Raw genomic sequence first — 21598 nt, 5'->3', positions numbered from 1 at the left:
CCGATATTGGTGACTCGTGGTGAGATGTGCGTCACTGCGCGGGCGACGAGCGGTCAGCAGGTGGGCGTGCCGCCCGGTGCCGAGGAGGCGAACGAGATGTGCACGTGGTCCATGTGGTTCGCCGTCGCGCCGCCCCGGTCCTCCATCATCTGCCAGCCGCTGCCGTAGTTGATCCGCTGCTGCCAGATGACGTAGCTGATGCCCAGCGCCGCCTTGTTGCGCAGGGCGCAGGCGGCCAGGGCGTCCCCGGTGGACCGGTTGACCATGAAGTCCGCGGCCAGGCCGGACGGGTGGTCCGACGCGTTGCCGCGGCTGCCCACGCCGAGGGTCTGCGGCTGCCCGAACCGGCAGCCCAGGAACTTCACCGCCGCGCTGACCCACGGCTTGACCGCGCCGAGGTTCGCCGTGCTCATGCCGCATGACGCGGCGACGGCCGGTGCGGGGGTGCGCACGGTCTCGCCCGCCAGCGCCGCCTTGGCCCGCGCCTCGGTGGCGCTCCTGGCCGCGTCGACCCGCTTCTGGGCCTCGCCGCTCTGCAGCAGCGCCGTGGAGGCCGCCTTGGCGAGCGAGTCGACGTCGACCACCGGGGGTGGGCCGACCCGGGGTGTCGCGGCGAGCGACTCAGGCTCGTCGGCCAGGGTGAAGGCCGCCTGACCGGTGGCCGCCACGGGTGCGGGCACGGACGACGGGATGGCGGCCGCGACGACCGCGGCGACGCCGCCCGCGGTCAGGGCCACCCCGACGCCGCGGCGGACGGGGGTGGGCAGGCCCGTCTTCGGGCTGCCGGGGGAGTGAGTACTGGGCGACCGGACCGCGTCCCCCGACCGGGGGGAGCGACGCCGTGCTTCGGACGACGTCACCGGGCGGGGGAACGCGGTGCGGCCTCGTGGGGAGCGATGCCGGGCCACTGGTGCCTCTCGAGTCTTCGGTTGTGGGTGTCACGGGTCGAGCGGTGCCGGCGGGACGGGCGAACGGCTCCGGATGGGGAGTCCGACCGGGACGTTCGGGGCGTCCCGGTGCCGTTCGTGATCGTTCCGTGATCCGGCTCGACCGACGCTAGGGGGTCGGGGAGATGTCCGCTCGGTGAGGTTGCGGTGCTGAGACGATCGGGTCCGGCGGCGCGGTGAACGGCATTTCCGACCATTTGTGGCGGCCGTCACCTGCGCAGACCGTTCGGCGCGTCAGAAACAGCGATTGCAGGGAAACTGCTCCGAATGCCGCGACCGAGAATGGCGCGAAGGGACCGTTCGGTGGAGCGAAACGGCCGGGCTGCCTGAGGGCGTTCCCGCTGCGCCGCGGGGTGCGCGGGAGCGTCCTCGGACGGTCCGGACGGCTAGCGCCGGCCGCGGTGGCGGCCGCCGAGCGTCCCCGGGAGCCCTCCGCGCTGGATGTACTCGGCCTCTTCGGCCACCTCGCGCGTGGCGCACGGCCACGGCGCGGCGATGCCCGACGCCTCTCGGCACTCCCGGCAGAAGCCCCCGGGATCGGGGCTGTGCTGGGCGAGCGTGCGCTGGAGCAGGTCGGGCATTCCGGACAGGATCGACGCGAGCGCCACTGACTGTCACCTCCTGGTTTCGTGCAGGCGAAAGTAGTGGCCCGGTCACAGCTGGTGACATCGGGGGTCGTGACGATCCGATCAACGGGCACGGGCGATCGGCGTACGGAGGGCTGCCCCGGCAGGCGGCTCGGCAGGCGTGACCGCGACCACCCGCCCACCCGTCCGACGCGCCGGTGAGCGGTGCCAGGATCTCGGCGTGAGCGAGGTGCCGGGGGTCCTGGAGGTGCTCGCCGCGCGGCGCGCGGGGGAGCGGGACGAGCACGTCGTCGCCCTGGCCGTCGAGGGCGGCGGGATGCGCGGGATCGTCTCGGCCGCGATGCTGCTCGCGCTGCGCGACCTCGGGCTGATCGGGACCTTCGACCGGCTCTACGGCACGTCGTCCGGCGCGATCAACCTCGCCTACCTCGCCGCGGGCGCGGGGTGGGACGCGGTGGCGATCTACTACGACCACCTGGTGCGCGGGTTCGTCCGGCGGCTGCCGCGGCCCGGCCGGCCGGTGCTCGACATGGTCCGGGTGGAGCGGATCCTGCGCCGGGACGCGCCGCTCGACGTCCCCGCCGCGCTCGCCTCGCCCCTCGACGTCCGGATGGTCCTGACGGACGTCGACGACCGGCGGCCCGTCGCGGTCGGCACCCGGGAGGCGGGCGACCACCTGGTCGAGCACCTGCTCGCGGGCGCCTGGCTGCCGATCCTCGCCGGCCGCCCGTACCGCTTCGGCGGCCGCGCCTACCTCGACGGCGGGCTGCTCCGCCCGGACGCGCTCTACGCAGCGGCCGCCGACGGCGCGACCCACGTCCTCATGCTGTCGACCTCGACGGCGGACAAGGCCGCGGCACTGCCCGGCCCGACGACGCAGCTGCTCACCCGGGTGCTGGACGCCTGGTCGCCGGGCCTCGGCGCGGAGTTCCGGGCCGCCAACCGCCGCTGGCGGACGGACTCGGCGGTGCTGACGCCCGGCCGGCCGGTCCGGCTCGACGGCGTCGAGGTCCGGCGGGTGCGGCCGGCCGCGCGGGCCCATCGGGTCGAGCGGCTCACCCGGGACCGTGCCCTGCTGCTCGACGGCGCCCGGGTGGGCTACGCGACCGTCATGGAGACCTTCGGGCGGCCCCTGGGCGGCCACTTCGCGGTCGTCTGAGCCCCCCGGGTCGTGAGTGGCAATAGTCGCCATGGCGCCTATTGCCACTCACGGGGTCACAGGCCGTGGGCGGCGACGGCGATCTCGCGCTCGGACTCGGCGGAGAAGGGGCCGGCGACCGCCCGGGCGACGTCCTCGGTCACCAGGTCCATCGTGATCGCGCCGGCGACGCCCGCGGCGTGGGCGGCGGAGGCGATCACGATCGCGCTGACCTCGGCGAGGCTCCCAGCGACGTACACACCGGGGACGGAGGTCGCGCCGGTGCGCGGGGTCGTCGGGATCTGGCTGCCGGCCACGATCCCGTGCGCCTCGATCTCGACCGGCGTGATCCCGAGGGACTCCAGCACCGCCGAGCGGGCTCGGGCGGTCGAGGCCACGACCAGCGCTTCGCGGGGTACGACGGCGCCGGAGTCGAGCCGGATGCCGCTGAGCCGGTCGTCGGTCACCTCGACGCCGGTGACCTCGCCGTCGACCACCTGGATGCCGCGGGCGGCGAGCTCGGCCCACTGCTGCGCGGTCGGCTGGTCGCCGGTGTGCAGGAAGAGGGTGACGTCGCGGCTCCACTGCCGGAACAGCTGCGCCTGGAACAGCCCGGCGCCGCCGAGGCCGAGCACGCCGATCGGGCGGTCGCGCACCTCGTGGCCGTGGCAGAAGGGGCAGTGCAGCACGTCACGGCCCCAGCGGGCGGCCAGGCCGTCGATCGCCGGCAGCTCGTCGGTCAGGCCGGTCGTGACCAGCAGGCGGCGGCCGCGCAGCACCTCGCCGGAGGCGAGCGTCACCGCGAACCCACCCGGGATCCGCACCGCCGTGACCGCCTCGCCCGCCACGATCCGGGCCCCGTACGCCGATGCCTCGGCGCGCCCGACCGCCGTCAGCTCGCGGGGCGGGGTGCCCTCCCGGCCCAGGTAGTTGTGCACGCCGTCGGCCGGGGCGTTGCGCGGTTCGCCCGCGTCGACCACCACGACCGACCAGCGCGCGCGGCTCAGCACCAGCGCCGCACTCAGCCCGGCGACCCCGCCGCCGACCACCACCACGTCGTCCATGTTCATGGGACCGACCCTGCGCCCGGACGGACCTCGACGGCAACTAACCTTGCCGAAACCGCAAAGCAGTCTGCTCGACGCGCTCGCGATGGGCCACCGGATCGACATCCGGCAGGTTGGAGACGGCCTCCCGGTGCCCGGCCGCGCCGTCGGCCAGCTCCCGGACGATGTCCGCGTGGCCCGCGTGCCGGTGGGTCTCGGCGATCATGTGGACGAGGATCCGGTGCAGCGTGACGTCCGGGGTGGTCCACCACGGCACGCGGCCGGGGGCGTCGAGGGCGAGGGCGGCGATGGTCGCGTCGGCGTGCGCGACCGCCCGGGCGTGCAGGTCCAGGATCTCCGCCCGGCTCTCCTCGGCGGTGGCCCACATGTCGGCGTTGGGCTCGGCGTCCTCCTCGATCCACGGCATCGGCTGCGGGAACGGGCGGTCGAAGACCTCGCCGAAGTACCCCACCTCCATCGTCGCGAGGTGCTTGACCAGGCCCAACAGGTTCGTGCCGGTCGGGGTCAGGGGTCGCCGGGCGTCGTACTCGGAGAGGCCCTCGAGCTTCCAGACGATCACCTCCCGGCCGTCGCGCAGGTAGCGGAGCAGCTCAGACCTGGGGTCACGCATGGAGAGATCCTGATAGATGACCCTCAGTGTCCGGTTCGTAACGTCCAGGGGAATGGCGACGAGCGAGAAGAGGTGCTGAGCCCGAACGCGGTGAAATCGCCGTGACCTCGAATATGGAGGTACCGAACTCGACGTCAGGTGGGAGCCGGTTCGACCTGTTCGGTACCGAGTTGCCCCTCGGTCCGCATCGATATGTTCTCGACCGCCCCGCGCTGTACCAGGAGGCTCGCGCCGAGCTCGTCGAGCACTCCCTGGCCGACGACGAGCTCCTCGAGTTCCGTGAGCATTTCGGCCCGGACGAGCCTTTCGAGCTCGATGACGTGCTTGCCGGGGGCGAGGACGTCGTGCTGGCCGGAATTCGATTCGAGCGGGCCGAACGTCTGTCCGTCGGAGTGCGGGAGTCGCTACGGCCGGTGGTCGAGCAGTACGAGCGATCGGCGCTGCGTGAGCTCGCTGCGGCGTCTGCCCGGTTCCGCGACATCTACGCCAGGTTCGCTGATGCCCAGCGACAGGCGGCAGATGACGAGAGAGCCGCCGCTGACACAATACGCGGACTGATCGAGCTCATGCGGTCCGGTCAGCAGCCGGCGCCCGGACCTTCCGGAGGGATCCGGGCCGCCCTCGGAGCGTTCTCCGCACGCGTTCGCGCCCAGGACAAACCGGACCGAGGTCGGCCCGCCCGTGACGGTCTCACGGGGGACTGGCGAATCCTTGGACAGACACTGAGCCAGGCGCTGGCACAGGACATGGTCGAGTGCCGCTTCCGTCAGCAGACGATCCTCAAGCGGGCCGAGGCCGCGGCCGGCAAGGAATCGAACGCCGCCGCGGCGCTGATCGAGTGGGACGCCGCCCGTCGCGACCTCCTACGGGAGATCACCGCCGGAATGCTCAACATCATCCGGGCCGAGGTCGCCCGCCGGCTGGGGGCCACCTACACGACTGTCGTCGACGCCCTGCCGGCCGGAGGGCTGTCCTCCGCAGGCGACGTGGAGCAGCCTTTCGCCACCGACGCGTTCGCTCGGCTCGACGGGATCATGGCGCACCGACACGGGGCGAGCATTGGTCTGTCGGGACCGCGTGGTGCCGGCAAGTCGACCCTCATGCGACACGTCTGCTTCGGCGGGTCACCGACCACCGAGCCGGATGGGGAGCAGGAGTTCGCACCGCGGTTCGGCCTCCTGCTGCCGGCTCCGATCCGGTACGAGCCGCGCGAGTACATCCTGCACCTCCACGAGCAGCTGTGCCGGGCAATCCTCGGCCCCTCGGGCGAATACTTCCGGGACGTAGAGCCACTGCGTCCCCGAGATCCGCTGCCCCGGCCGAGCCGGACCTTCTACCCCGTCGTGGGGGTGTGCGCGCTCACCGCCTCGATCGTCCTGCTGTTCGCCGCGCCGCCCGTGCCGGGGGGAATGCTGGCTGCCGTTCTGGTTCTGGACGCCCTCGGGGTCGGGGCCGTGATCGTGGTGGTCGAACAGCTCGTCAGGAGCCGTCTGCGGATGTATTACGGCTACCGGTTGGCGTTCGTCCTCGTCCAGAGCCTCGCGCTGGTGGCGGCGGCCGTCGCCACTACCGGTCTTGTGCTGGGTGTCGTGCGACTGGGATTCGCCGGGGCAGGTCCGTTGATCGCTGTCGCCATTCTGGCCGCCGTCGGAATGGCGGCGTTGGTACGTACGGCTGAGCTCCGAACGGCCGTACCGCGCCGGTACGTCGAGGCGCCTGACGCCGTCCCGGAGGGGCAGTCCCTCACCCGGTTCGCAGCCAGGTCCCGTGACCACGACCGCCTGCTACCGGTCGCCTCCGCCCACCTTCAGCAGCTCAGGTTCTCGACCTCGTACAGCAGCGACTCGTCAGCGACGGTCAAGGCGGGCAACACCTCGACCGTGCCAGTCGGTCTGGAGGCGAAGCGAGGGCAGGGCGTGTCCTGGCAGCCGACCGCGCTGACCTATCCCGAGATCATCGGGCGGCTGCGGAGCCTGCTCGGCACCGTCGGCGAGCAGTACGAGGTCGTCATCGGCATCGACGAGCTGGACAAGATGCGATCCGCGGAGGACGTCGAAGCCTTCCTCAACGAGATCAAAGGCATCTTTGGTGTCACAGGATGTTACTTCCTCGTCTCCGTGTCGGAGGACGCCGCTGCAGCCTTCGAACGGCGCGGGGTCGCGATGCGGGACGTGTTCGACAGCAGCTTCGACGAGATCCTTATCCTGCCCTTCCTGTCCTTCGCACAATCCCGTCAGTTGCTCTACGCCCAGGCCGGCCGGTGGACCACCCCGTTGTTGATGCTGTGTCACGTGCTCTCCGGCGGCCTGCCGCGCGATCTGTTGCGGGTCGCCCGGCAGGTGTCCGGGATCGTCGGCCGCACGGCTGGCGAGCGTCGGGTCGGCGAGATCGCGAGGGTCCTGGTCCGGGACGACCTGGTGGGCCGGTGCGGTTCCGTTCGGCACGAGGTGCGCCGGCTGATCGGGTGGGCGGCGGCTCGCGAGCTATATGCCCGGATACCGCGCTGGGAGGGGCGTGAGGTGACCCCGGACTTGCTCCGGGCCGAGCTGCACGGACTGCAGCAGGTCGTCGCCAGTGCCGATCCGGACGACGGCATCGTCGACAGCGAGGCCGGTGCCGTGGACGCTCAGGTGCAACAGCTCGCCCTCGAGCTTGTCGCGGTGCACACCATGGCCGCGGTACTGGTTGAGTTCCTCGAGGTCGGATACACGACCGACCGGATGAAGCGGGCCGAGGGGGAGATCGAGAAGTCCGGCTGCGTTGTGGACTTCGTGGCCACCGTCGACGGGCTCGCGGAGGCCCGGCGGACCGTCGGGGTCGATCCACGGCTCGCGTGCACCCAGCTTGCGGCCTTCCGGGCGGCGCTGCTCCTGGATTGACGTCAGAATGCGGGCTCGTCCGGCCGGCAGACCGTGCCCTTCGGCGGCAGCACCAGGTCGGTCAGGTAGCGCACCCGGGCCGCGTCCACACAGGCGCTGGCCTGTTGGTAGGTCGGGTGACCGCCGCCGTTCATGACCACCAGCGAGACGTTGCGGAACCGCTTCTCGGCCGCGACGGCGTTCGGGTAGCCGGTGGCGGGGTCGTACCGGGAGTTGACCAGCAGGATCGGGGCGGTGGTGGTGGACGTCCACGGGCCGCGGTAGGCGTCGTCCGTGCGGCCGGGCCAGTTCGCGGCGCACGGCGCCCACAGCCACCAGCCCAGGACCGGGCCCCACAGCGAGCTGGAGTCCGTGAACGTCGGGACCGTGGACGGCCAGGACGACACGGGCCGGCTCGCGGGGCCGTCGAGGCAGGAGATCGCGGCCGAGGTCGTGGCTGCGGTGTAGGCCTCCGGCGAGCGCATCCCGCGGGCGACCGTCTCCAGCGCGGAGGCGTCGCCGGCCGCGGCGGCGTCGAGGTCCTTCGCGAACTGCGGCCAGCCGGGCGGGCTCCGCAGCGGGTTGAACGTGGACAGCAGCAGGTCGCCGTAGGACAGCGCGCCGGGCGGGTCCGCGTGCGGGGCCGGGATCGGGGCCTTCCGCGCCGCCGCGAGGAGCCCCGCGACGCGCTGCTGCACGGTCACGCCGTGGCCCGCGAGCGCGCACCCGGCCGGTCCGGCCGCCTGGCACTGCCGCTGGAACTCGGCGAACGACTCGTCCGTGCTCGCCACGTCGTTGCGGGTCCGCGCCTCGGCCGAGCGGGTCGTCGGGACGGGGTCCACCAGCCCGTCGAGCATCATCGCGCGGATCCGGTCGGGGAACAGGGCCGCGTAGGTCTGGCCGATCATCGAGCCGTAGGACAGGCCGGTGTAGGTCAGCTTCGGGTCCCCGACGGCCACGCGCAGGGCCTCGAGATCCCGTGCGGTGTCGGCGGTGGAGATGTGGTCGAGGAGGTCGCCGCTGACCTTCCCGCAGCGCTGCGCGAGCTCGGTGACCTTGCGCGCGTAGGCCTGCGACTCTGCCCGCGTGGTCGGGATGCCGACCCCGGCCCAGAAGCGCGCCTCCTCGGCGGAGCTGGTGAAGCAGCGCACCGGCGAGCTCGCGTTGGTGCCGCGGGGGTCCCAGCCGACGATGTCGAAGCGCCCGTCGGTCCACGCCTCGAGATCGGCGCCGCTCTCGCGGACCAGCGTCAGCCCACTCTCGCCCGGACCTCCGGGGTCGACCATCATCGAGCCGATCCGGTGCCCCGGGTCGCTCGCGAGCCGGCGCATCACGGCGAGGTCGATCTGTTTCCCGCGCGGCTGGTCCCAGTCCAGGGGGACGGTCAGCGTGCCGCACTGCAGCACCGGATCCGCGGGCGCGCACGATCGCCAGGAGATCGTCCGGTCCGGCTGCCCGGCGGCCGCCGCGGGAGCGGTGACGACCACCCCTGCGACCAGGCCCAGGACGACGATGACCACGCGCAGGGCTCGGAGCATCGCCGACCATCCGCCTTCCGTACGGGTCCACCATGGACCGGGAACGGCCGGTGAGGCCTCCGGGAGGACTCGCCCGACCGGCCGTCGGCGTTTCGTCCGTCTCAGGCGGCGGGCGCGACCGGCAGGAACGTCCCCCGCCGGATCCCGACGACCGTGCGGACCGCGATCCCCGCGATCAGGCCGGTGACGGCGGTGAGGACCAGGGCGGCGAGCAGCGCGGCGCCGGGCGGGCGGGTCAGGTCGATCCAGTGCAGCGCGTAGGTGGCCGTCGCGGCGTAGGCGAACGCGAAGGCCCACATCCCCGGCGCGAACGGGCTCCGGAGGTACATCCGGAGCAGGACCACCTGCACGACGGTCGCCACTGCCGCCCACACCCCGAACACACAGGTCAGCGCGTCGATCCGGCCGCCGTTGATCGCCAGGAGGGCGTTGCCGGCGAGCACGGGCGGGGTGATCTCGATGGCGAGGGTCGGGATCAGCGCCGCCGGCAGCCGCGGCCCGCGGAGCAGCCGCACGGTGACGATCGACCCGAGCACCGCCCAGCAGGCCAGCCCGGAGCCGAAGGCGATCCGCGCCGAGTCGAGCTGCCCGGTCCGGGCGAACCCCGCGGCCGCGAGGAGCCCGCCCGCCACCGTCGGCAACAGGTAGCCGGAGTGCAGCGTGCGCAGGGACGGCGGATGCGCGGCCCAGCATGCCGCGATCCGTGCGGCCAGAACGAGCGTCGCGAGGGCGAACACCGCGAAGACGGCGCCCCCGGCCGTGGGCGCGTAGGTGCTGAGCGCGAGCCCCAGCACCATCCCGCCGATGGGCACCAGCGACACGAACGGCCCGAGGACCGGATCGCGCCACTCGCCGACGAGCGTGCGGGAGCGCATCCGCGCCACGACCAACGCCAGCCAGACGGCGGCGGCCAGGGCGAACAGCGCGGCGGCCGGCCAGTCCGGCACCAGCCCCTGGCCGTGCGCGACCTGCCACGCCGCCCCGAGCCCGGCGGTGCCGGTGGCGATGCCGAAGAGGTTGGGCGTGATCCGTCCGTCTGGTGAACGCATGATCCCCTCCGTTCTTCGGCGTCGCCCCACAGTGGCCGGAGCGGCCGAGGAGGGGGAACGGGCGATCGACCGAGAAGGCGGGGGAGGCCGGGTCCGCCGATCGGGGGACGCGCCCGGCCCGACGCGACGCCGTGGAGTCAGCCCGCGTCGGCGGTGAGGGGCGTGCGCGCGGGCGAGCCGGCGGTCGGGTCCTCGACGACCTCGACGACGTCGAAGTAGTCGTTCTCGAACGTCGCGAGCCCGGCCCAGTACTTCTCGGCGCTGGTGAACCCGGGTTGCCGCAGGAGCGTGGCGAAGTGGTCGAAGGTGGACCACGTCCCGACGTTGACCAGGCGCTCGCCGTCGAGGCTGCGGTGGAAGTTGACGGTCCGCAGACCAGGGGTCACCAACGACGCGGGTGCACTGGCCGCGACCTTGTCCAGGAGCGCGTCGGTCCGACCGTCGAGCACCGTGAACAGGCCGAAGTGCACCAGCGGCGTGTGGGCGATCGATACCAGGGCCGGGGGTTCCTCGCCGTCCTGCCAGACGAGCTCGTAGGCCCGAGTGTCCAGCGTCCGGGCCGGGACTCCCCGGGCCGTGACGGTGTCCAGCACGGGCCGATCGGCCGACCCGGTGCCTGCGTCGAACCGGCTGTAGACGCTGATGCGGTTGTGGTCGCGGCCGGCGAGCACGATCGCGCCGCGGAACCCCGGGACGGAGCGCAGGCCCCGGACGTGCTCGATCACGTCCGGGAGCACGCGGACCTGCTCCGGAGCGCGGTACGGCACGGCGTGCGGAGGCTGCGGGGCCGTGGGACCCGGAGCGGCCGGCGCGGGTTCGCCCAGTTCGAGGCGCTCGACGACGGCGACCACCTCGGGACCGGCGGTCAGCGTGAGAGGTGCGGTGTTCATCGTTCCCCCGTTCAGGCGGCCGCGACGGTGGGGGCCTGAACGGAGGGGGCAGGCCGTCGCAGGCTGCGCCCGGCGAGCACGTAGCCGGGGACTGCGTAGGCCACCACCACGAGGTGCATCACCATCAACGCCACGACCCCGGCCGCGTTCGTCCCCGGGATGAAGCGCAGCGCGAGCAGGGCCAGGTCCGGCGCCAGCGACACCACGGTGGCCACCGGGACCAGCACGGTCAGCACCGCCCGCGGCCGCGCGGCCCGGCGCGTCACCATCCGCCATCCCAGCCATCCGACGAGCACCCCGAGGGCGGTGAACCCGCCGTACACGGCGGGCGTGAGCGGTGCGAAGTCGCTGTTCGCGCCCAGCCCGTGGGCGATCAGCGCGACGAGCGCGTTGGTGGCGACGGCGATCACGACGACCGCCGCCAGTACCGCGGCGGCGGTCCACGTTCCGCGGGAGCGGTTCTCGCTGAGCTGCTGTGCCATGACATCCACCTCGTGGGATCGGAGCGTCTTTCGGGACCCATTGGTTCCGTAACTTACGGTACCACTCGGTACCGTAAGGTGGGAGTGGTGAGTCCCCCCTCCTCCGACGCGGCCGCGCCGACCGGCCGCCCGCGCGATCCGGCCCTCGAACAGGCCATCCTGGACGCCACCGTGGACCTCATCGTGCGGCGCGGGATGGCGGGCACGACGGTCGCGGAGATCGCGCGACAGGCCGGAACCGGGAAGGCCGCGGTCTACCGGCGCTGGCCGACCAAGACGGCGCTGGTGGTCGCGGCGGTCCGCGCGCTGCAGGCCGAGGTCACCGTCCCGGACAACGGGTCGCTGCGCGAGGACCTGCACGACTGGGTGCGGCACTTCACGTCCGGCGACGAGAAGGCCGCCGTCCTGCTGGCCACCCTGCTCGGCGAGGCCTCCCGCGACACCGAGCTGCGCGAGGCCGCGGCCGCCGCGATCGGCCGCCCACCGGCGGCGGCGCTGCGCGCGGTGATCGGGCGGGCGGTCGAGCGCGGCGAGGTCGACCCGGCGGCGCCGGTCGACGTCGTCGTGGAGATCATCCCGTCGATCGCCTTCCGGCGGCTCGTCACCGAGGGGCGGACGCTCGACCCGGTCACCGCCGCGGCCCTCGTCGACCAGGTACTCCTGCCGGCGCTGCGGCATCACCCCGGCCGACCGCCGGCGCGGTGAGCCGTCGAGGGACTCAGAGGGCGATGCGGTCGAGCTCGGCCAGGTCCTCGGCGGACAGTGACAGGCCGGCACCGGCGATGTTCTCGTGCAGGTGCGCGGTCGACCTGGTGCCGGGGATGAGCAGGACGTTGGGGGAGCGCTGCAGCAGCCAGGCCAGCGCCACGGCCATCGGGGTGGCGTCCAGCCGGGCGGCGACGGCGGAGAGCTCCTGCGACTGGATCGGGCTGAACCCGCCGAGCGGGAAGAACGGCACGTAGGCGATGTGGTCGCCGGCGAGCGCGTCGACGAGGTCGTCGTCGTGGCGGTGCGCGAGGTTGTACATGTTCTGCACGCACACGATCGGGGCGACGGTGCGCGCCTCGGCGACCTGCTCGGGGGTGACGTTGCTGACGCCCAGCCGGCGGATCAGCCCCTGCTGCTGGAGCCCGGCCAGGGTCTCGAACGCCTCGGCGATGGACCCCGGCCGGGTGCCCTGCGCGTCGCCCATCCGCATGTTGACCAGGTCCAGGGCCTCGACGCCGAGGGTCCTCAGGTTCTCCTCGACCTGGCGGCGCAGGTCCGCGGGCCGGCGTGCGGTCGGCCAGCCGCCTTCCGCGTCCCGGTCGGCGCCGACCTTCGTGGCCACGAGCAGCGCGGCCGGGTAGGGGTGCAATGCCTCGCGGATCAGCTCGTTGGTCACGTGCGGGCCGTACGCGCCGCTGGTGTCGATGTGGGTGATGCCGGCCTCGATCGCCGCGCGGAGGACGGCGATCGCGCCGTCGTGGTCCGCCGGTGGCCCGACCACCCACGGGCCGGCGAGCTGCATGGCGCCGTAGCCGAACCGGCTGACCGCCGAGTCGCCCAGGGTCCAGGTGCCGCCGGGAAGGGTCGTCGACGTGCTCATGGTGGTGCTGCCTCTCGGGTCGTCCGAGGCTGGTGTTCCCGACCTCGCGGTCCCATACTGGAGATCATGCTTCCCGACGGGAAGTAGGCACCTCAGAGTGCGTTAGTCCCCGCTGGGAGGCGACCGGTGGCCACGACGACGAGAGCAGCCGACCGCCGGCAGAAGCGCGTCGAGTACGACGCGTTCCTGGCGGTCTGCCCCAGCCGCCAGCTGCTCGACCGGATCTCGAACAAGTGGGTCGTGCTGATCCTCTGCGCCCTCGGGGACACCCCGGCGGACGGGCCGGCGCCGCGGACGATGCGCTACTCCGAGCTCTCCCGCCTGCTCGCCGGGGTCAGCCAGAAGATGCTGACCCAGACCCTGCGCGCCCTCGAGCGAGACGGCCTCCTCACCCGAACCGTCACGCCGACCGTGCCCGTCACCGTCACCTACCGGCTGACCGACCTCGGCCTCTCCCTCCACACCATGACCAGGGCGATCCGGGACTGGGCACAGGAGCACATGGACGACGTCCTCGCCCACCGCGCCGAGCACGACGAGCCCGCCGGCTGATCCTCGACCGTTGTTGACGTGCCTCAGCGGCGGACGAGTGTCCACCCGGTCAACCGGCCGGGAATGCTCGAATCGAGCACCGCGGCGGACCCGGCTGGGTATCCTCGACCACATGAGCGAGCAGCCGGCCAGCGTCTCGGCAGACGCGTTGCACGCGGTCGGCGAGCAGGCCGCGTCGTGGGAGCAGGCGGTGCGTCGGGCCGAGAGCGGGGAGACCGTGGCGGTGCTCGCCCACGGCCGCCATGTCGCCGACGTCGTGCCCTCCGGTGAGATCGAACGGCTGCGCGAGACGATCGACGTCCTTTCGGACACGGACCTCCTCCGCGACCTGACCGCCGGTCTGGCGGATCTGCGTGCCGGCCGAGTCGTCTCCGCGGACGAGGTGGCCACGGATCTGAAGCGGCGCTCCGCGCAGACGTGACCTCGTCCGAGGGATACTCGGTGGTGTTCACCGCAGCGGCTCGGCGTGGGATGAATCGACTTCCGTCGGGTGCTGCCGCTGCGTTGTTCGAACATCTGACCGGGCCGGTTGTGGAGAACCCGTTCCGGCTGAGCAAGCAGCTCGACGCACCCCTCGAAGAGCTGCGTAGCACCCGACGGGGCGAGTACCGGGCGCTGTACGTCGTGGATGTCGAGAACCGGGTGGTGACGGTGGTCGCCGTCGCGCATCGTCGAGACGCCTACCGGATCTGACGACGGCGCAGTGGACGGCCATCTCCCGCGACTGATGTCGATGTCCAGGATGTGCCCCCGGCGCCCGCGGGCTTGGTCTTCTGGTCTTCGTTCCCCACATGAGTCCGTCGCCCCGATGATCTCCGAGCGGCGTCGGGTATGAGCGGAGCCCCTGTTTCAGCGATTGCACAGCCGCACCAAACCTACGGCCGGCCCAACGACTCGTCGACGGCAAAGAGGTCAGGCTTGTAGGGGACGTCAGCTTCTGTTGGATCAGGGTGGTCCAGTACCAAGACGTCGTTGTCCAATCGGATGCCGTATCCAGGCGGCAAATGTCGAGAGCCAAGTTCTTTGCGCTCGAAATTGAAAGCCGCACCAGGCCCGTAGTGGGCCTTCACCGAGGACAGTCCTGGGCGCTCCTTTTCGAGCCATTGGCCCATCGGTGCTCCATAGGCCATGCGTGTCAACGGTGTGTGGGCGTTTCCTGCGACGACGAGCGATCGGCGTGACGGGTCGACTGAACCAAGAATCCGTCGAGCCATGCCGTGATCACGGGCAGTCCACGATGACTCTCCAGGGAGGTCCGGTGGATTCCAAGGGTCGAACGCCAACCAGTCCACGGCAGGATTTCGGTCGGCGAGCTGCTTGAGCAGCGCAAGATGTCCAGGCGTCAGACGGCCGTCCCCGAGCCACAGAAGATCGTGATCGTGAAGGTGGCCGGTCCGTCGGAATAGATCGATGGTCTCCGTCAGCTGTTCGGGCCACTCCAGTGCCAGGATCTCGATGCCGAAGAGTTGGACAATCGCGGCGACCACCTGCGGTGTCTCCTTGACGCCGTGGACCTCCCCCAAGAGAAGAAGGCCGGAGCGGGAGATCGACTCATCGATGACAGCCTTGGCATCGTCGTCAACACGCAAGTTCATGGGTGGCGCGTTGCCCGCCTCCGCGATGAGCCTTCGAAGATCGGCCAAGGAGTCAACCGTGGGCATGGCGATGAGTATGCGGGTGAGCCTCGATGAGCCAGGCCGACTTTGGCCCGCCCCGCTCGCCGAGACCCCGCCCGCACGCACTGGGCGCGCTTGTCGACGTGGCTGAACGCGGGGGGCGGTAATCTCGACGCGCCGTGAATCCGCAGCTCACGAGCCTTCTCGGCTGGTGAGTGGTTGGTGCCCCCGGCAGGATTCGAACCTGCGCTCCCGCCTCCGGAGGGCGGTGCTCTATCCCCTGAGCTACGGGGGCCGTACGACGTGGAACCTTACCGCACGGGCTCGCGGAGCCCGTGCGGCGGGGTCCTCGTGATCAGTTCTGGGGCAGGGGCTGCGCGCCCCGGTCGCCGAGCATCGTGCGCATGAGCCCGGCCTCGGAGGTCTGGGCCGACAGGGCCTGGGCCGCCAGGTTGCGGACGACCGGTTCGCTGGCCCGGTCCGCGGCGTACTGCAGCATGTCCGCGCCGCCGACGTGGTGGCGCAGCATGAGCTGCAGGAACAGCACGTCGAGATCCTTGCCGGTGGCGGCGCGGAGGTTGCGGAGGTCCACATCGGTCGCCATCCCGGGCATGCGGGCGGCACCGGCCGAGGCCATGCCGCTCATCGAGTGCCCGGAGTCGGCCATCCACGTCATGTAGTCGCGGCCGACCGGGGCGGACGGCTGGCCCCACAGCGCCAGCCAGCCCTGCATCTGCCCGATCTGCTGCAGCTGCGTGGTCTCGATGTCGAAGGCCAGCTGCTTGACCTGCACGTCGGTGGTGTGGTCGCGCGCCCAGGCCGCCATCTCGACGGCCTGCTCGTGGTGCACGGTCATGTCCTGCGCGAACCCGACGTCGACCGAGTTCGCGGCCGGCGAGCTGCTCGTCGACGACGCGCCGGGCAGCCCGATCAGGAGCCCGGCCGTCGCCCCGATGAGCAGCAGGGCGACCGCCGCGGCGACGATCACCAGCGGCCGCACCCAGCGGGGCTGCTGCGGCGCGGGCGCCTCGGGGCCGTCGACGGCCGTGCCCATGTCGAGGCTCACTGTCCCGGCTTGCTCGGGTCCGCCGCCGTGCCGGTGGCGCCGCTGCGCTCGGCGACGACCGTGGTGCCGTTGATCTCACCGACGGCCGGGGTCGGCTGGAACGCCGGCGGGTTGTCCTGGTCGAACGCGCCCGGGCCCAGCGCCTGGCAGGTGGCGCCGATCTCCGGGTAGACGTACTGGTTGCGGCGCAGCGCGGTGATGAACTGGTCGATCCGCGGGTCGTTCGCGTCGGCCAGCTTGAGCTGGTGGTTCCACGCCTGCAGCGAGATCGGCTGGTCCAGGCCCGGGTACGGCGCCATCACCGTGTACGGCTGGCCGTCGACCTTCTTCTTGAGGACGTCGAGCGCGTCGCCGCTGACCCGGTCCGGGTTGTAGGCGATCCACACCGCGCCGTGCTCGAGGGAGTGCACGAGGTTCTCCTGCCGCACGGCCGTCGGGTAGACGACGCCGGTGCAGGCGGCCCAGTACTGGTCATGGTCCCCACCCATGGGCGGCGAGTGGGTGTAGGCGACGCGGGCGGGCGCGACGATGTGTCCCTGGCCGTTGCCCGTGTAGTTGTCCGTGACGACGCCCTGGATCTGGGCCGACGGGTCCTTGTTGGTGTCGCTGGGGGTGTAGGCGGCCAGCGCGGCCTTCGCGGCGCTGTTCTCGTTGCCCCGGTAGACGGCGTACCCGAAGATCCCGCCCGCGAACAGCACGACGACGAGCACTCCCGCGATCAGGCCCCACGGCGTCCCGCGCCGGTTCACCACGGTGTTGCGGGCCGTGCTCCGGCTCGCCTTGCTGCTCTTGCCGCTGGGGGACATGAACCGTCCAGATGCTCGTGGGGTTGCGCGAGGTCGCCCGAGCTGAGCCGATTCTCGCTCCGCAAGCTCCGCTCGGTCGTCGCGGGGAGGCAGTCTAGGAGCGCCGCCTGAGAAACCGGTGAGCACCACCTCCTATCCTCGACACGTGACTCCCGACGTGCTCGCCGACCTGGTCCGGACCGCTGCCGCGGCGGTGCTGGCCGCCCGAGGGCTGCCCGCCGACGCCCTGCCCGGTGACGTCGGCGTCGAGCGCCCGCGCAATCCCGACCACGGCGACTACGCCACCAACGTCGCGCTGCGCACCGCGAAGAAGGCCGGCGTGAACCCGCGGGACCTCGCGACCTGGCTGGTGGAGGAGCTGTCCGCGAAGCCCGGCATCGCCTCCGCGGAGCTCGCCGGGCCCGGCTTCATCAACCTGCGGCTGGCGGCCGACGCCCAGGGCGCCCTGGTCGGGGAGGTGCTGGCGGCCGGCGAGGCCTACGGCACCGGCGCCGAGTACGCGGGCCGGAAGGTCAACCTGGAGTTCGTCTCCGCCAACCCGACCGGCCCGCTGCACCTCGGCGGCACCCGCTGGGCCGCGGTCGGCGACGCGCTGGGCCGGGTGCTCTCCGCGCGCGGCGCCGCCGTCACCCGCGAGTACTACTTCAACGACGCCGGCGCGCAGATCGACCGGTTCGTCGACTCCCTGGTCGCGGCGGCGAAGGGCGAGGCCGCGCCGGAGAACGGCTACGGCGGCGCCTACATCGCGGACATCGCCGCGCGCGTGCTCGCGGCCGAGCCGGGCGCGCTCGACTCCCCGGAGCGGGACGAGATCTTCCGACGGGTCGGCGTCGGCTTCATGTTCGACGAGATCAAGGCCGACCTGCACTCGTTCGGCACGGACTTCGACGTCTGGTTCCACGAGGACTCGCTGCACAAGTCCGGTGCGGTGGAGGACAACGTCCAGCAGCTCAAGGACTCCGGGGCGCTGTACGAGAAGGACGGAGCCTGGTGGCTGCGCTCCACCGAGCACGGCGACGACAAGGACCGCGTCGTGATCAAGAGCGACGGCAGGCCCGCCTACATCGCCGGCGACATCGCCTACTTCCGGGACAAGCGCTCCCGGGGCTTCGACCTGCTGATCTACATGCTCGGGGCGGACCACCACGGCTACATCGGCCGGCTCAAGGCCGCCGCCGCCGCGTTCGGCGACGACCCGGCCGTCGTCGAGGTGCTGATCGGGCAGATGGTCAACCTCGTCAAGGACGGCACGCCGGTGCGGATGAGCAAGCGCGCCGGCACCGTCGTCACCCTCAACGACCTGGTCGAGGCGGTCGGGGTCGACGCGGCGCGGTACTCGCTGATCCGCTCCTCCGTCGACTCGGCGCTGGACGTCGACCTGGACCTGCTCACCAAGCGCAGCAACGACAACCCGGTCTTCTACGTGCAGTACGCCCACGCCCGGCTGTCCTCCCTCGCGCGCAACGCGGCGGAGGTCGGGCTCACCGCGGGGACGGAGTTCGGGCTGCTCGAGCACCCCCGCGAGGGCGACCTGATCCGGACGATCGGCGAGTTCCCCGAGGTGGTGCGCTCCGCGGCCGAGCTGCGCGAGCCGCACCGCATCGCCCGCTTCCTCGAGTCCCTGGCCAGCGCGTACCACAAGTTCTACGACTCCTGCCGCGTCCTGCCGATGGGCGACGAGGAGATCACCGAGCTGCACCGGGCCCGGCTGGCGCTCTGCGTCGCCGCGCGCCAGGTGCTCGCCAACGGGCTGGCCCTGCTGGGCGTGAGCGCACCGGAGCGGATGTGACCAGGGCGCATCCGGCCGGGCCCCTGCACGCCGGCATCTCGGCACCCCCGGAGACCGCGGGCCCGCGGCCGGGCAGCGCCGCGGAGCTCGACCACCTCGCGCCCGCGGTCTGGCCGCGCAACGCCGCCCGCGGCGACGACGGTGTGCTGCGGATCGCCGGCGTCGGCGTCACCGAGCTGGCCGAGCGCTACGGCACGCCGCTCTTCGTGATCGACGAGGCGGACTTCCGCTCCCGGGCGGCCGAGTTCGCCGCCGCGTTCGGCGCGGGCTCGGTCCACTACGCGGCCAAGGCGTTCCTCTCCACCGAGATCGCCCGCTGGGTGGCCGCCGAGGGCCTCTCCCTCGACGTCTGCAGCGGCGGCGAGCTCGCCGTCGCGCTGCGGGCCGGGTTCCCGGCCGGGCGGATCGCCCTGCACGGCAACAACAAGTCGGTCGCGGAGCTGACCCAGGCCGTCGAGGCGGGGGTCGGGCGCGTGGTGCTCGACTCCTTCCACGAGATCGCCCGGCTCGACGCGGTCGCCGCCGAACGCGGTGTGGCGCAGCCGGTCATGATCCGGGTGACGGTCGGGGTCGAGGCCCACACGCACGAGTTCATCGCCACCGCGCACGAGGACCAGAAGTTCGGCTTCTCGATCTCGGGCGGCAAGGACTCCGCCGCGGCGGACGCCGCGCGCCGGGTGCTCGCCGCGGGCAACCTGCGGCTCGTCGGGCTGCACAGCCACATCGGCAGCCAGATCTTCGAGACCGAGGGCTTCGAGGTCGCCGCGCACCGGGTCGTCCGGCTGCTGGCCCAGCTGCACGCCGAGCACGGCGCCGAGGCGCTCGCCGACCTCACGACGCTGGACCTCGGCGGCGGCATCGGCATCGCCTACCGCCCGGACGAGGACCCGCTGTCGGTCCTCGCGCTGGCCGAGGAGCTGCGGGCGATCGTCAAGCGCGAGTGCGCGGCCGCCGAGCTGGACGTCCCGGAGATCGCGGTCGAGCCCGGCCGGGCCATCGCCGGTCCGGGCGGGATCACGCTCTACGAGGTCGGCACGCTCAAGGAGGTCCCGCTCGGGGGCGGCTCCCGGCGGTACGTGAGCGTGGACGGCGGGATGAGCGACAACATCCGCACCGCCCTGTACGACGCGCTGTACGACTGCCGGCTGGTCTCGCGCGCGTCGGCGCTCGACTCGCTGCCGGGCGGGGACGCCCCGCTGCTGTCGCGGGTCGTCGGCAAGCACTGCGAGTCCGGTGACATCGTCGTCCGGGACTGCTGGCTCCCGTCGGACCTGGGCCCCGGTGACCTGCTGGCGGTGGCCGCGACCGGTGCCTACTGCTACTCGATGGCCAGCTCGTACAACCGGCTGCCGCGCCCCGCCGTCGTCGCGGTGCGGGACGGGCAGGCCCGGGTGCTGCTGCGCCGGGAGACCGAGGACGACCAGTTCCGGCTCGAGGTGTCCTCGTGAGTGTCGGCACCCATGGGTACCGCAATGGGCGCCGAGCGGGGATGATCCCGCGTCGGGCCTGCACCATCCGAGGAGGTTGTTGTCAGTGAGCGTCCGCGTCGCCCTTCTGGGCTGCGGCACCGTCGGCACCGAGGTGGTGCGGCTGCTGGAGGACCAGGCCGGTGACCTCGCCGCGCGTGTGGGTGCGCCGATCGAGCTGGCCGGGGTCGCCGTGCGGCGGCCCGGCCGTCATCCGGGTGTGCGCCAGGAGCTCCTGACCACGGACCCCGCCGCGCTGGTCGCCCGGGACGACGTGGACGTCGTCGTCGAGGTGGTCGGGGGGATCGAGCCCGCGCGGTCGCTGCTGCTGCAGGCCATCAAGTCCGGCAAGTCCGTGGTCACCGCCAACAAGGCGCTGCTCGCCGAGGACGGGGCCACGCTCGCCGAGGCCGCGGACGCCGCGGGCGTCGACCTCTACTACGAGGCCTCGGTGGCCGGCGCGATCCCGCTGCTGCGCCCGCTGCGCGAGTCCCTGGCGGGGGACCGGATCACCCGCGTCGCCGGGATCGTCAACGGCACCACCAACTTCATCCTCTCCGCGATGGCCACCTCCGGCGCGGGCTACGCGGAGGCCCTGGAGGAGGCGACCCGGCTCGGGTACGCCGAGGCGGACCCGACCGCGGACGTCGACGGCTACGACGCCGCCTCCAAGGCCGCGATCCTCGCCACCATCGCCTTCCACACCCGGGTGACCGCGGCGGACGTGCACTGCGAGGGCATCCGCACCGTCACGGCCGCGGACATCGCCGCCGCCGAGGGCCTGGGCTGCGCGATCAAGCTGCTGGCGATCTGCGAGCGGGTCCCCGGGGCCGGCCGGGGGACGGCAGCCGGCGGAGCCGGCGGGGTGGGTGAGCTCGGCGCGCCGGAGTCGGTGTCCGCGCGGGTGTATCCGGCGATGATCCCGCTCTCGCACCCGCTGGCGAGCGTCGGCGAGGCGTTCAACGCGGTGTTCGTCGAGGCGGACGCCGCAGGTCAGCTGATGTTCTACGGCCAGGGCGCCGGTGGCGCGCCCACCGCGAGCGCCGTGCTGGGCGACCTGGTCGCGGTGGCCCGCAACCGGGTCGGGGGCGGCCGCGGGCCGCGCGAGTCCGCCTACGCGAGCCTGCCCGTGCGACCCATCGGGGACGTGCTGACCCGCTACCACGTGAGCCTCGAGGTCGCGGACCGCACGGGCGTGCTGTCCGCGGTCGCGGGGGAGTTCGCGCGGCGCGGGGTGAGCATCGCGGCGGTGCGCCAGACCGGGGGCGAGGCGGACGGGGAACAGTCCGCGCGAGAACAGCAGGGCGCCCGGCTCGTCGTCGTCACGCACGGGGCGCCGGACTCGGCGCTGGCCGCCACCGTGGAGGCCCTCGCCGGGCTGGACGTGGTGCGCGGGGTGGAGAGCGTGCTGCGCGTGGAGGGCCTCGGACGGCCCGTGTCCACGCTCGGCGTCGCAGGCTGATCAGCGTCACAAGGCCGCTGAGCCGATGAACGGAGAACGAGTGAGCACCGTCAGCCCGCTGGCCCCCTGGCCCGGCGTGATCAACGC

21 protein-coding genes and 1 tRNA gene are annotated in these 21598 nt (G+C 72.6%); 9 read left to right on the top strand and 13 right to left on the bottom strand.

The features are described from left to right. Nucleotides 1-53 precede the first annotated feature (53 nt). Together ABD324_RS32785 and ABD324_RS32780 are read right to left on the bottom strand one after the other, a co-directional pair. The gene (locus ABD324_RS32785; RefSeq protein ID WP_344426231.1) at nucleotides 54-737 is read right to left on the bottom strand and encodes a VldE C-terminal domain-containing protein; all 684 of its coding nucleotides are present in this window, start codon (nucleotides 735-737) and stop codon (nucleotides 54-56) included. A gap of 596 nt (nucleotides 738-1333) precedes the next feature. Further along, the gene (locus tag ABD324_RS32780) at nucleotides 1334-1528 is read right to left on the bottom strand and encodes a hypothetical protein (RefSeq protein ID WP_344426228.1); all 195 of its coding nucleotides are present in this window, start codon (nucleotides 1526-1528) and stop codon (nucleotides 1334-1336) included. A 226-nt stretch (nucleotides 1529-1754) separates the two neighbouring features. Here ABD324_RS32780 and ABD324_RS32775 point away from each other — a divergent pair, with 226 nt between their 5' ends. Then, nucleotides 1755-2693, top strand: a complete 939-nt coding sequence (locus ABD324_RS32775; RefSeq protein ID WP_344426225.1) for a patatin-like phospholipase family protein — start codon at nucleotides 1755-1757, stop codon at nucleotides 2691-2693. Between the two features lie 56 nt (nucleotides 2694-2749). On the opposite strand, the gene ABD324_RS32770 is transcribed toward ABD324_RS32775, so the two are convergent. Both ABD324_RS32770 and ABD324_RS32765 read right to left on the bottom strand, forming a co-directional pair. Beyond that, the gene (locus ABD324_RS32770) at nucleotides 2750-3742 is read right to left on the bottom strand and encodes an NAD(P)/FAD-dependent oxidoreductase (protein ID WP_344426223.1); all 993 of its coding nucleotides are present in this window, start codon (nucleotides 3740-3742) and stop codon (nucleotides 2750-2752) included. Nucleotides 3743-3779: 37 nt separating this feature from the next. Next, nucleotides 3780-4349, bottom strand: a complete 570-nt coding sequence (locus ABD324_RS32765) for a DinB family protein (RefSeq protein ID WP_344426220.1) — start codon at nucleotides 4347-4349, stop codon at nucleotides 3780-3782. Nucleotides 4350-4450: 101 nt separating this feature from the next. Between ABD324_RS32765 and ABD324_RS32760 the strand changes: the two genes are divergently transcribed. Further along, nucleotides 4451-7228, top strand: a complete 2778-nt coding sequence (locus tag ABD324_RS32760) for a hypothetical protein (protein ID WP_344426217.1) — start codon at nucleotides 4451-4453, stop codon at nucleotides 7226-7228. A 2-nt stretch (nucleotides 7229-7230) separates the two neighbouring features. On the opposite strand, the gene ABD324_RS32755 is transcribed toward ABD324_RS32760, so the two are convergent. The 4 genes from ABD324_RS32755 to ABD324_RS32740 form a co-directional block, all read right to left on the bottom strand. Further along, nucleotides 7231-8745 (bottom strand): alpha/beta fold hydrolase, encoded by a 1515-nt coding sequence (locus ABD324_RS32755; RefSeq protein WP_344426214.1) that lies wholly within the window; start codon nucleotides 8743-8745, stop codon nucleotides 7231-7233. A gap of 101 nt (nucleotides 8746-8846) precedes the next feature. Continuing rightward, nucleotides 8847-9794, bottom strand: a complete 948-nt coding sequence (locus ABD324_RS32750; protein ID WP_344426211.1) for an SLAC1 family transporter — start codon at nucleotides 9792-9794, stop codon at nucleotides 8847-8849. Nucleotides 9795-9931: 137 nt separating this feature from the next. Next, on the bottom strand, nucleotides 9932-10684 hold the full coding sequence (locus tag ABD324_RS32745) for a hypothetical protein (protein ID WP_344426208.1): 753 nt from the start codon (nucleotides 10682-10684) through the stop codon (nucleotides 9932-9934). An 11-nt stretch (nucleotides 10685-10695) separates the two neighbouring features. After that, nucleotides 10696-11166: a DUF6069 family protein gene (locus ABD324_RS32740; RefSeq protein WP_344426205.1), complete on the bottom strand. Its 471-nt coding sequence runs from the start codon at nucleotides 11164-11166 to the stop codon at nucleotides 10696-10698. A gap of 87 nt (nucleotides 11167-11253) precedes the next feature. Here ABD324_RS32740 and ABD324_RS32735 point away from each other — a divergent pair, with 87 nt between their 5' ends. Further along, on the top strand, nucleotides 11254-11871 hold the full coding sequence (locus ABD324_RS32735; protein WP_344426202.1) for a TetR/AcrR family transcriptional regulator: 618 nt from the start codon (nucleotides 11254-11256) through the stop codon (nucleotides 11869-11871). A 13-nt stretch (nucleotides 11872-11884) separates the two neighbouring features. On the opposite strand, the gene ABD324_RS32730 is transcribed toward ABD324_RS32735, so the two are convergent. Further along, nucleotides 11885-12754, bottom strand: a complete 870-nt coding sequence (locus tag ABD324_RS32730) for an aldo/keto reductase family oxidoreductase (RefSeq protein WP_344426200.1) — start codon at nucleotides 12752-12754, stop codon at nucleotides 11885-11887. A gap of 126 nt (nucleotides 12755-12880) precedes the next feature. Here ABD324_RS32730 and ABD324_RS32725 point away from each other — a divergent pair, with 126 nt between their 5' ends. The 3 genes from ABD324_RS32725 to ABD324_RS32715 all read left to right on the top strand — a co-directional run bounded on the left by ABD324_RS32725 (nucleotide 12881) and on the right by ABD324_RS32715 (nucleotide 13999). After that, nucleotides 12881-13306, top strand: coding sequence for a winged helix-turn-helix transcriptional regulator (locus tag ABD324_RS32725; RefSeq protein ID WP_344426198.1), 426 nt, complete (start codon nucleotides 12881-12883; stop codon nucleotides 13304-13306). 112 nt (nucleotides 13307-13418) lie between these two features. Next, a complete protein-coding gene (locus tag ABD324_RS32720; protein ID WP_344426195.1) occupies nucleotides 13419-13727 on the top strand; it encodes a hypothetical protein in 309 nt (102 codons plus the stop codon). 20 nt (nucleotides 13728-13747) lie between these two features. Continuing rightward, nucleotides 13748-13999: a type II toxin-antitoxin system RelE family toxin gene (locus tag ABD324_RS32715; RefSeq protein ID WP_344426192.1), complete on the top strand. Its 252-nt coding sequence runs from the start codon at nucleotides 13748-13750 to the stop codon at nucleotides 13997-13999. Between the two features lie 182 nt (nucleotides 14000-14181). Here ABD324_RS32715 and ABD324_RS32710 read toward each other — a convergent pair whose 3' ends face one another. The 4 genes from ABD324_RS32710 to ABD324_RS32695 form a co-directional block, all read right to left on the bottom strand. Next, nucleotides 14182-14967, bottom strand: coding sequence for a hypothetical protein (locus ABD324_RS32710; protein ID WP_344426189.1), 786 nt, complete (start codon nucleotides 14965-14967; stop codon nucleotides 14182-14184). 175 nt (nucleotides 14968-15142) lie between these two features. Next, nucleotides 15143-15217, bottom strand: a tRNA-Arg gene (locus tag ABD324_RS32705). Between the two features lie 60 nt (nucleotides 15218-15277). Continuing rightward, a complete protein-coding gene (locus ABD324_RS32700) occupies nucleotides 15278-15976 on the bottom strand; it encodes a DUF305 domain-containing protein (protein WP_344426186.1) in 699 nt (232 codons plus the stop codon). A gap of 8 nt (nucleotides 15977-15984) precedes the next feature. Then, nucleotides 15985-16794: a thioredoxin-like domain-containing protein gene (locus ABD324_RS32695; RefSeq protein ID WP_344426183.1), complete on the bottom strand. Its 810-nt coding sequence runs from the start codon at nucleotides 16792-16794 to the stop codon at nucleotides 15985-15987. A gap of 145 nt (nucleotides 16795-16939) precedes the next feature. Here ABD324_RS32695 and argS point away from each other — a divergent pair, with 145 nt between their 5' ends. The 3 genes from argS to ABD324_RS32680 all read left to right on the top strand — a co-directional run bounded on the left by argS (nucleotide 16940) and on the right by ABD324_RS32680 (nucleotide 21511). After that, nucleotides 16940-18583: an arginine--tRNA ligase gene (gene argS / locus ABD324_RS32690; RefSeq protein WP_344426180.1), complete on the top strand. Its 1644-nt coding sequence runs from the start codon at nucleotides 16940-16942 to the stop codon at nucleotides 18581-18583. Beyond that, complete coding sequence (lysA, locus tag ABD324_RS32685; RefSeq protein WP_344426177.1) at nucleotides 18580-20031, top strand: diaminopimelate decarboxylase; 1452 nt, start codon at nucleotides 18580-18582, stop codon at nucleotides 20029-20031. The genes argS and lysA overlap by 4 nt, the downstream gene beginning before the upstream one ends. Before the next feature lie 85 nt (nucleotides 20032-20116). Then, on the top strand, nucleotides 20117-21511 hold the full coding sequence (locus tag ABD324_RS32680) for a homoserine dehydrogenase (protein WP_344426174.1): 1395 nt from the start codon (nucleotides 20117-20119) through the stop codon (nucleotides 21509-21511). The last annotated feature ends 87 nt before the right edge of the window (nucleotides 21512-21598 follow it).

It is taken from the genome of Pseudonocardia ailaonensis (assembly GCF_039531635.1).
GTDB classification, from domain to species: Bacteria; Actinomycetota; Actinomycetes; order Mycobacteriales; family Pseudonocardiaceae; genus Pseudonocardia; species Pseudonocardia ailaonensis.
Note: the sequence above shows the minus strand (reverse complement) of the source record. Positions and strands in the feature narration are given on the sequence as shown.

Excerpts from the sequence above, each read along its gene's own strand:
- ABD324_RS32765 (WP_344426220.1), bottom strand. The coding sequence starts at position 4,349 with ATGCGTGACCCCAGGTCTGAGCTGCTCCGCTACCTGCGCGACGGCCGG.
- ABD324_RS32730 (WP_344426200.1), bottom strand. The coding sequence starts at position 12,754 with ATGAGCACGTCGACGACCCTTCCCGGCGGCACCTGGACCCTGGGCGAC.
- ABD324_RS32700 (WP_344426186.1), bottom strand. The coding sequence starts at position 15,976 with ATGGGCACGGCCGTCGACGGCCCCGAGGCGCCCGCGCCGCAGCAGCCC.
- ABD324_RS32770 (WP_344426223.1), bottom strand. The coding sequence starts at position 3,742 with ATGAACATGGACGACGTGGTGGTGGTCGGCGGCGGGGTCGCCGGGCTG.
- ABD324_RS32750 (WP_344426211.1), bottom strand. The coding sequence starts at position 9,794 with ATGCGTTCACCAGACGGACGGATCACGCCCAACCTCTTCGGCATCGCC.
- ABD324_RS32755 (WP_344426214.1), bottom strand. The coding sequence starts at position 8,745 with ATGCTCCGAGCCCTGCGCGTGGTCATCGTCGTCCTGGGCCTGGTCGCA.
- ABD324_RS32740 (WP_344426205.1), bottom strand. The coding sequence starts at position 11,166 with ATGGCACAGCAGCTCAGCGAGAACCGCTCCCGCGGAACGTGGACCGCC.
- ABD324_RS32745 (WP_344426208.1), bottom strand. The coding sequence starts at position 10,684 with ATGAACACCGCACCTCTCACGCTGACCGCCGGTCCCGAGGTGGTCGCC.
- ABD324_RS32710 (WP_344426189.1), bottom strand. The coding sequence starts at position 14,967 with ATGCCCACGGTTGACTCCTTGGCCGATCTTCGAAGGCTCATCGCGGAG.
- ABD324_RS32720 (WP_344426195.1), top strand. The coding sequence starts at position 13,419 with ATGAGCGAGCAGCCGGCCAGCGTCTCGGCAGACGCGTTGCACGCGGTC.
- ABD324_RS32695 (WP_344426183.1), bottom strand. The coding sequence starts at position 16,794 with ATGTCCCCCAGCGGCAAGAGCAGCAAGGCGAGCCGGAGCACGGCCCGC.
- ABD324_RS32780 (WP_344426228.1), bottom strand. The coding sequence starts at position 1,528 with ATGCCCGACCTGCTCCAGCGCACGCTCGCCCAGCACAGCCCCGATCCC.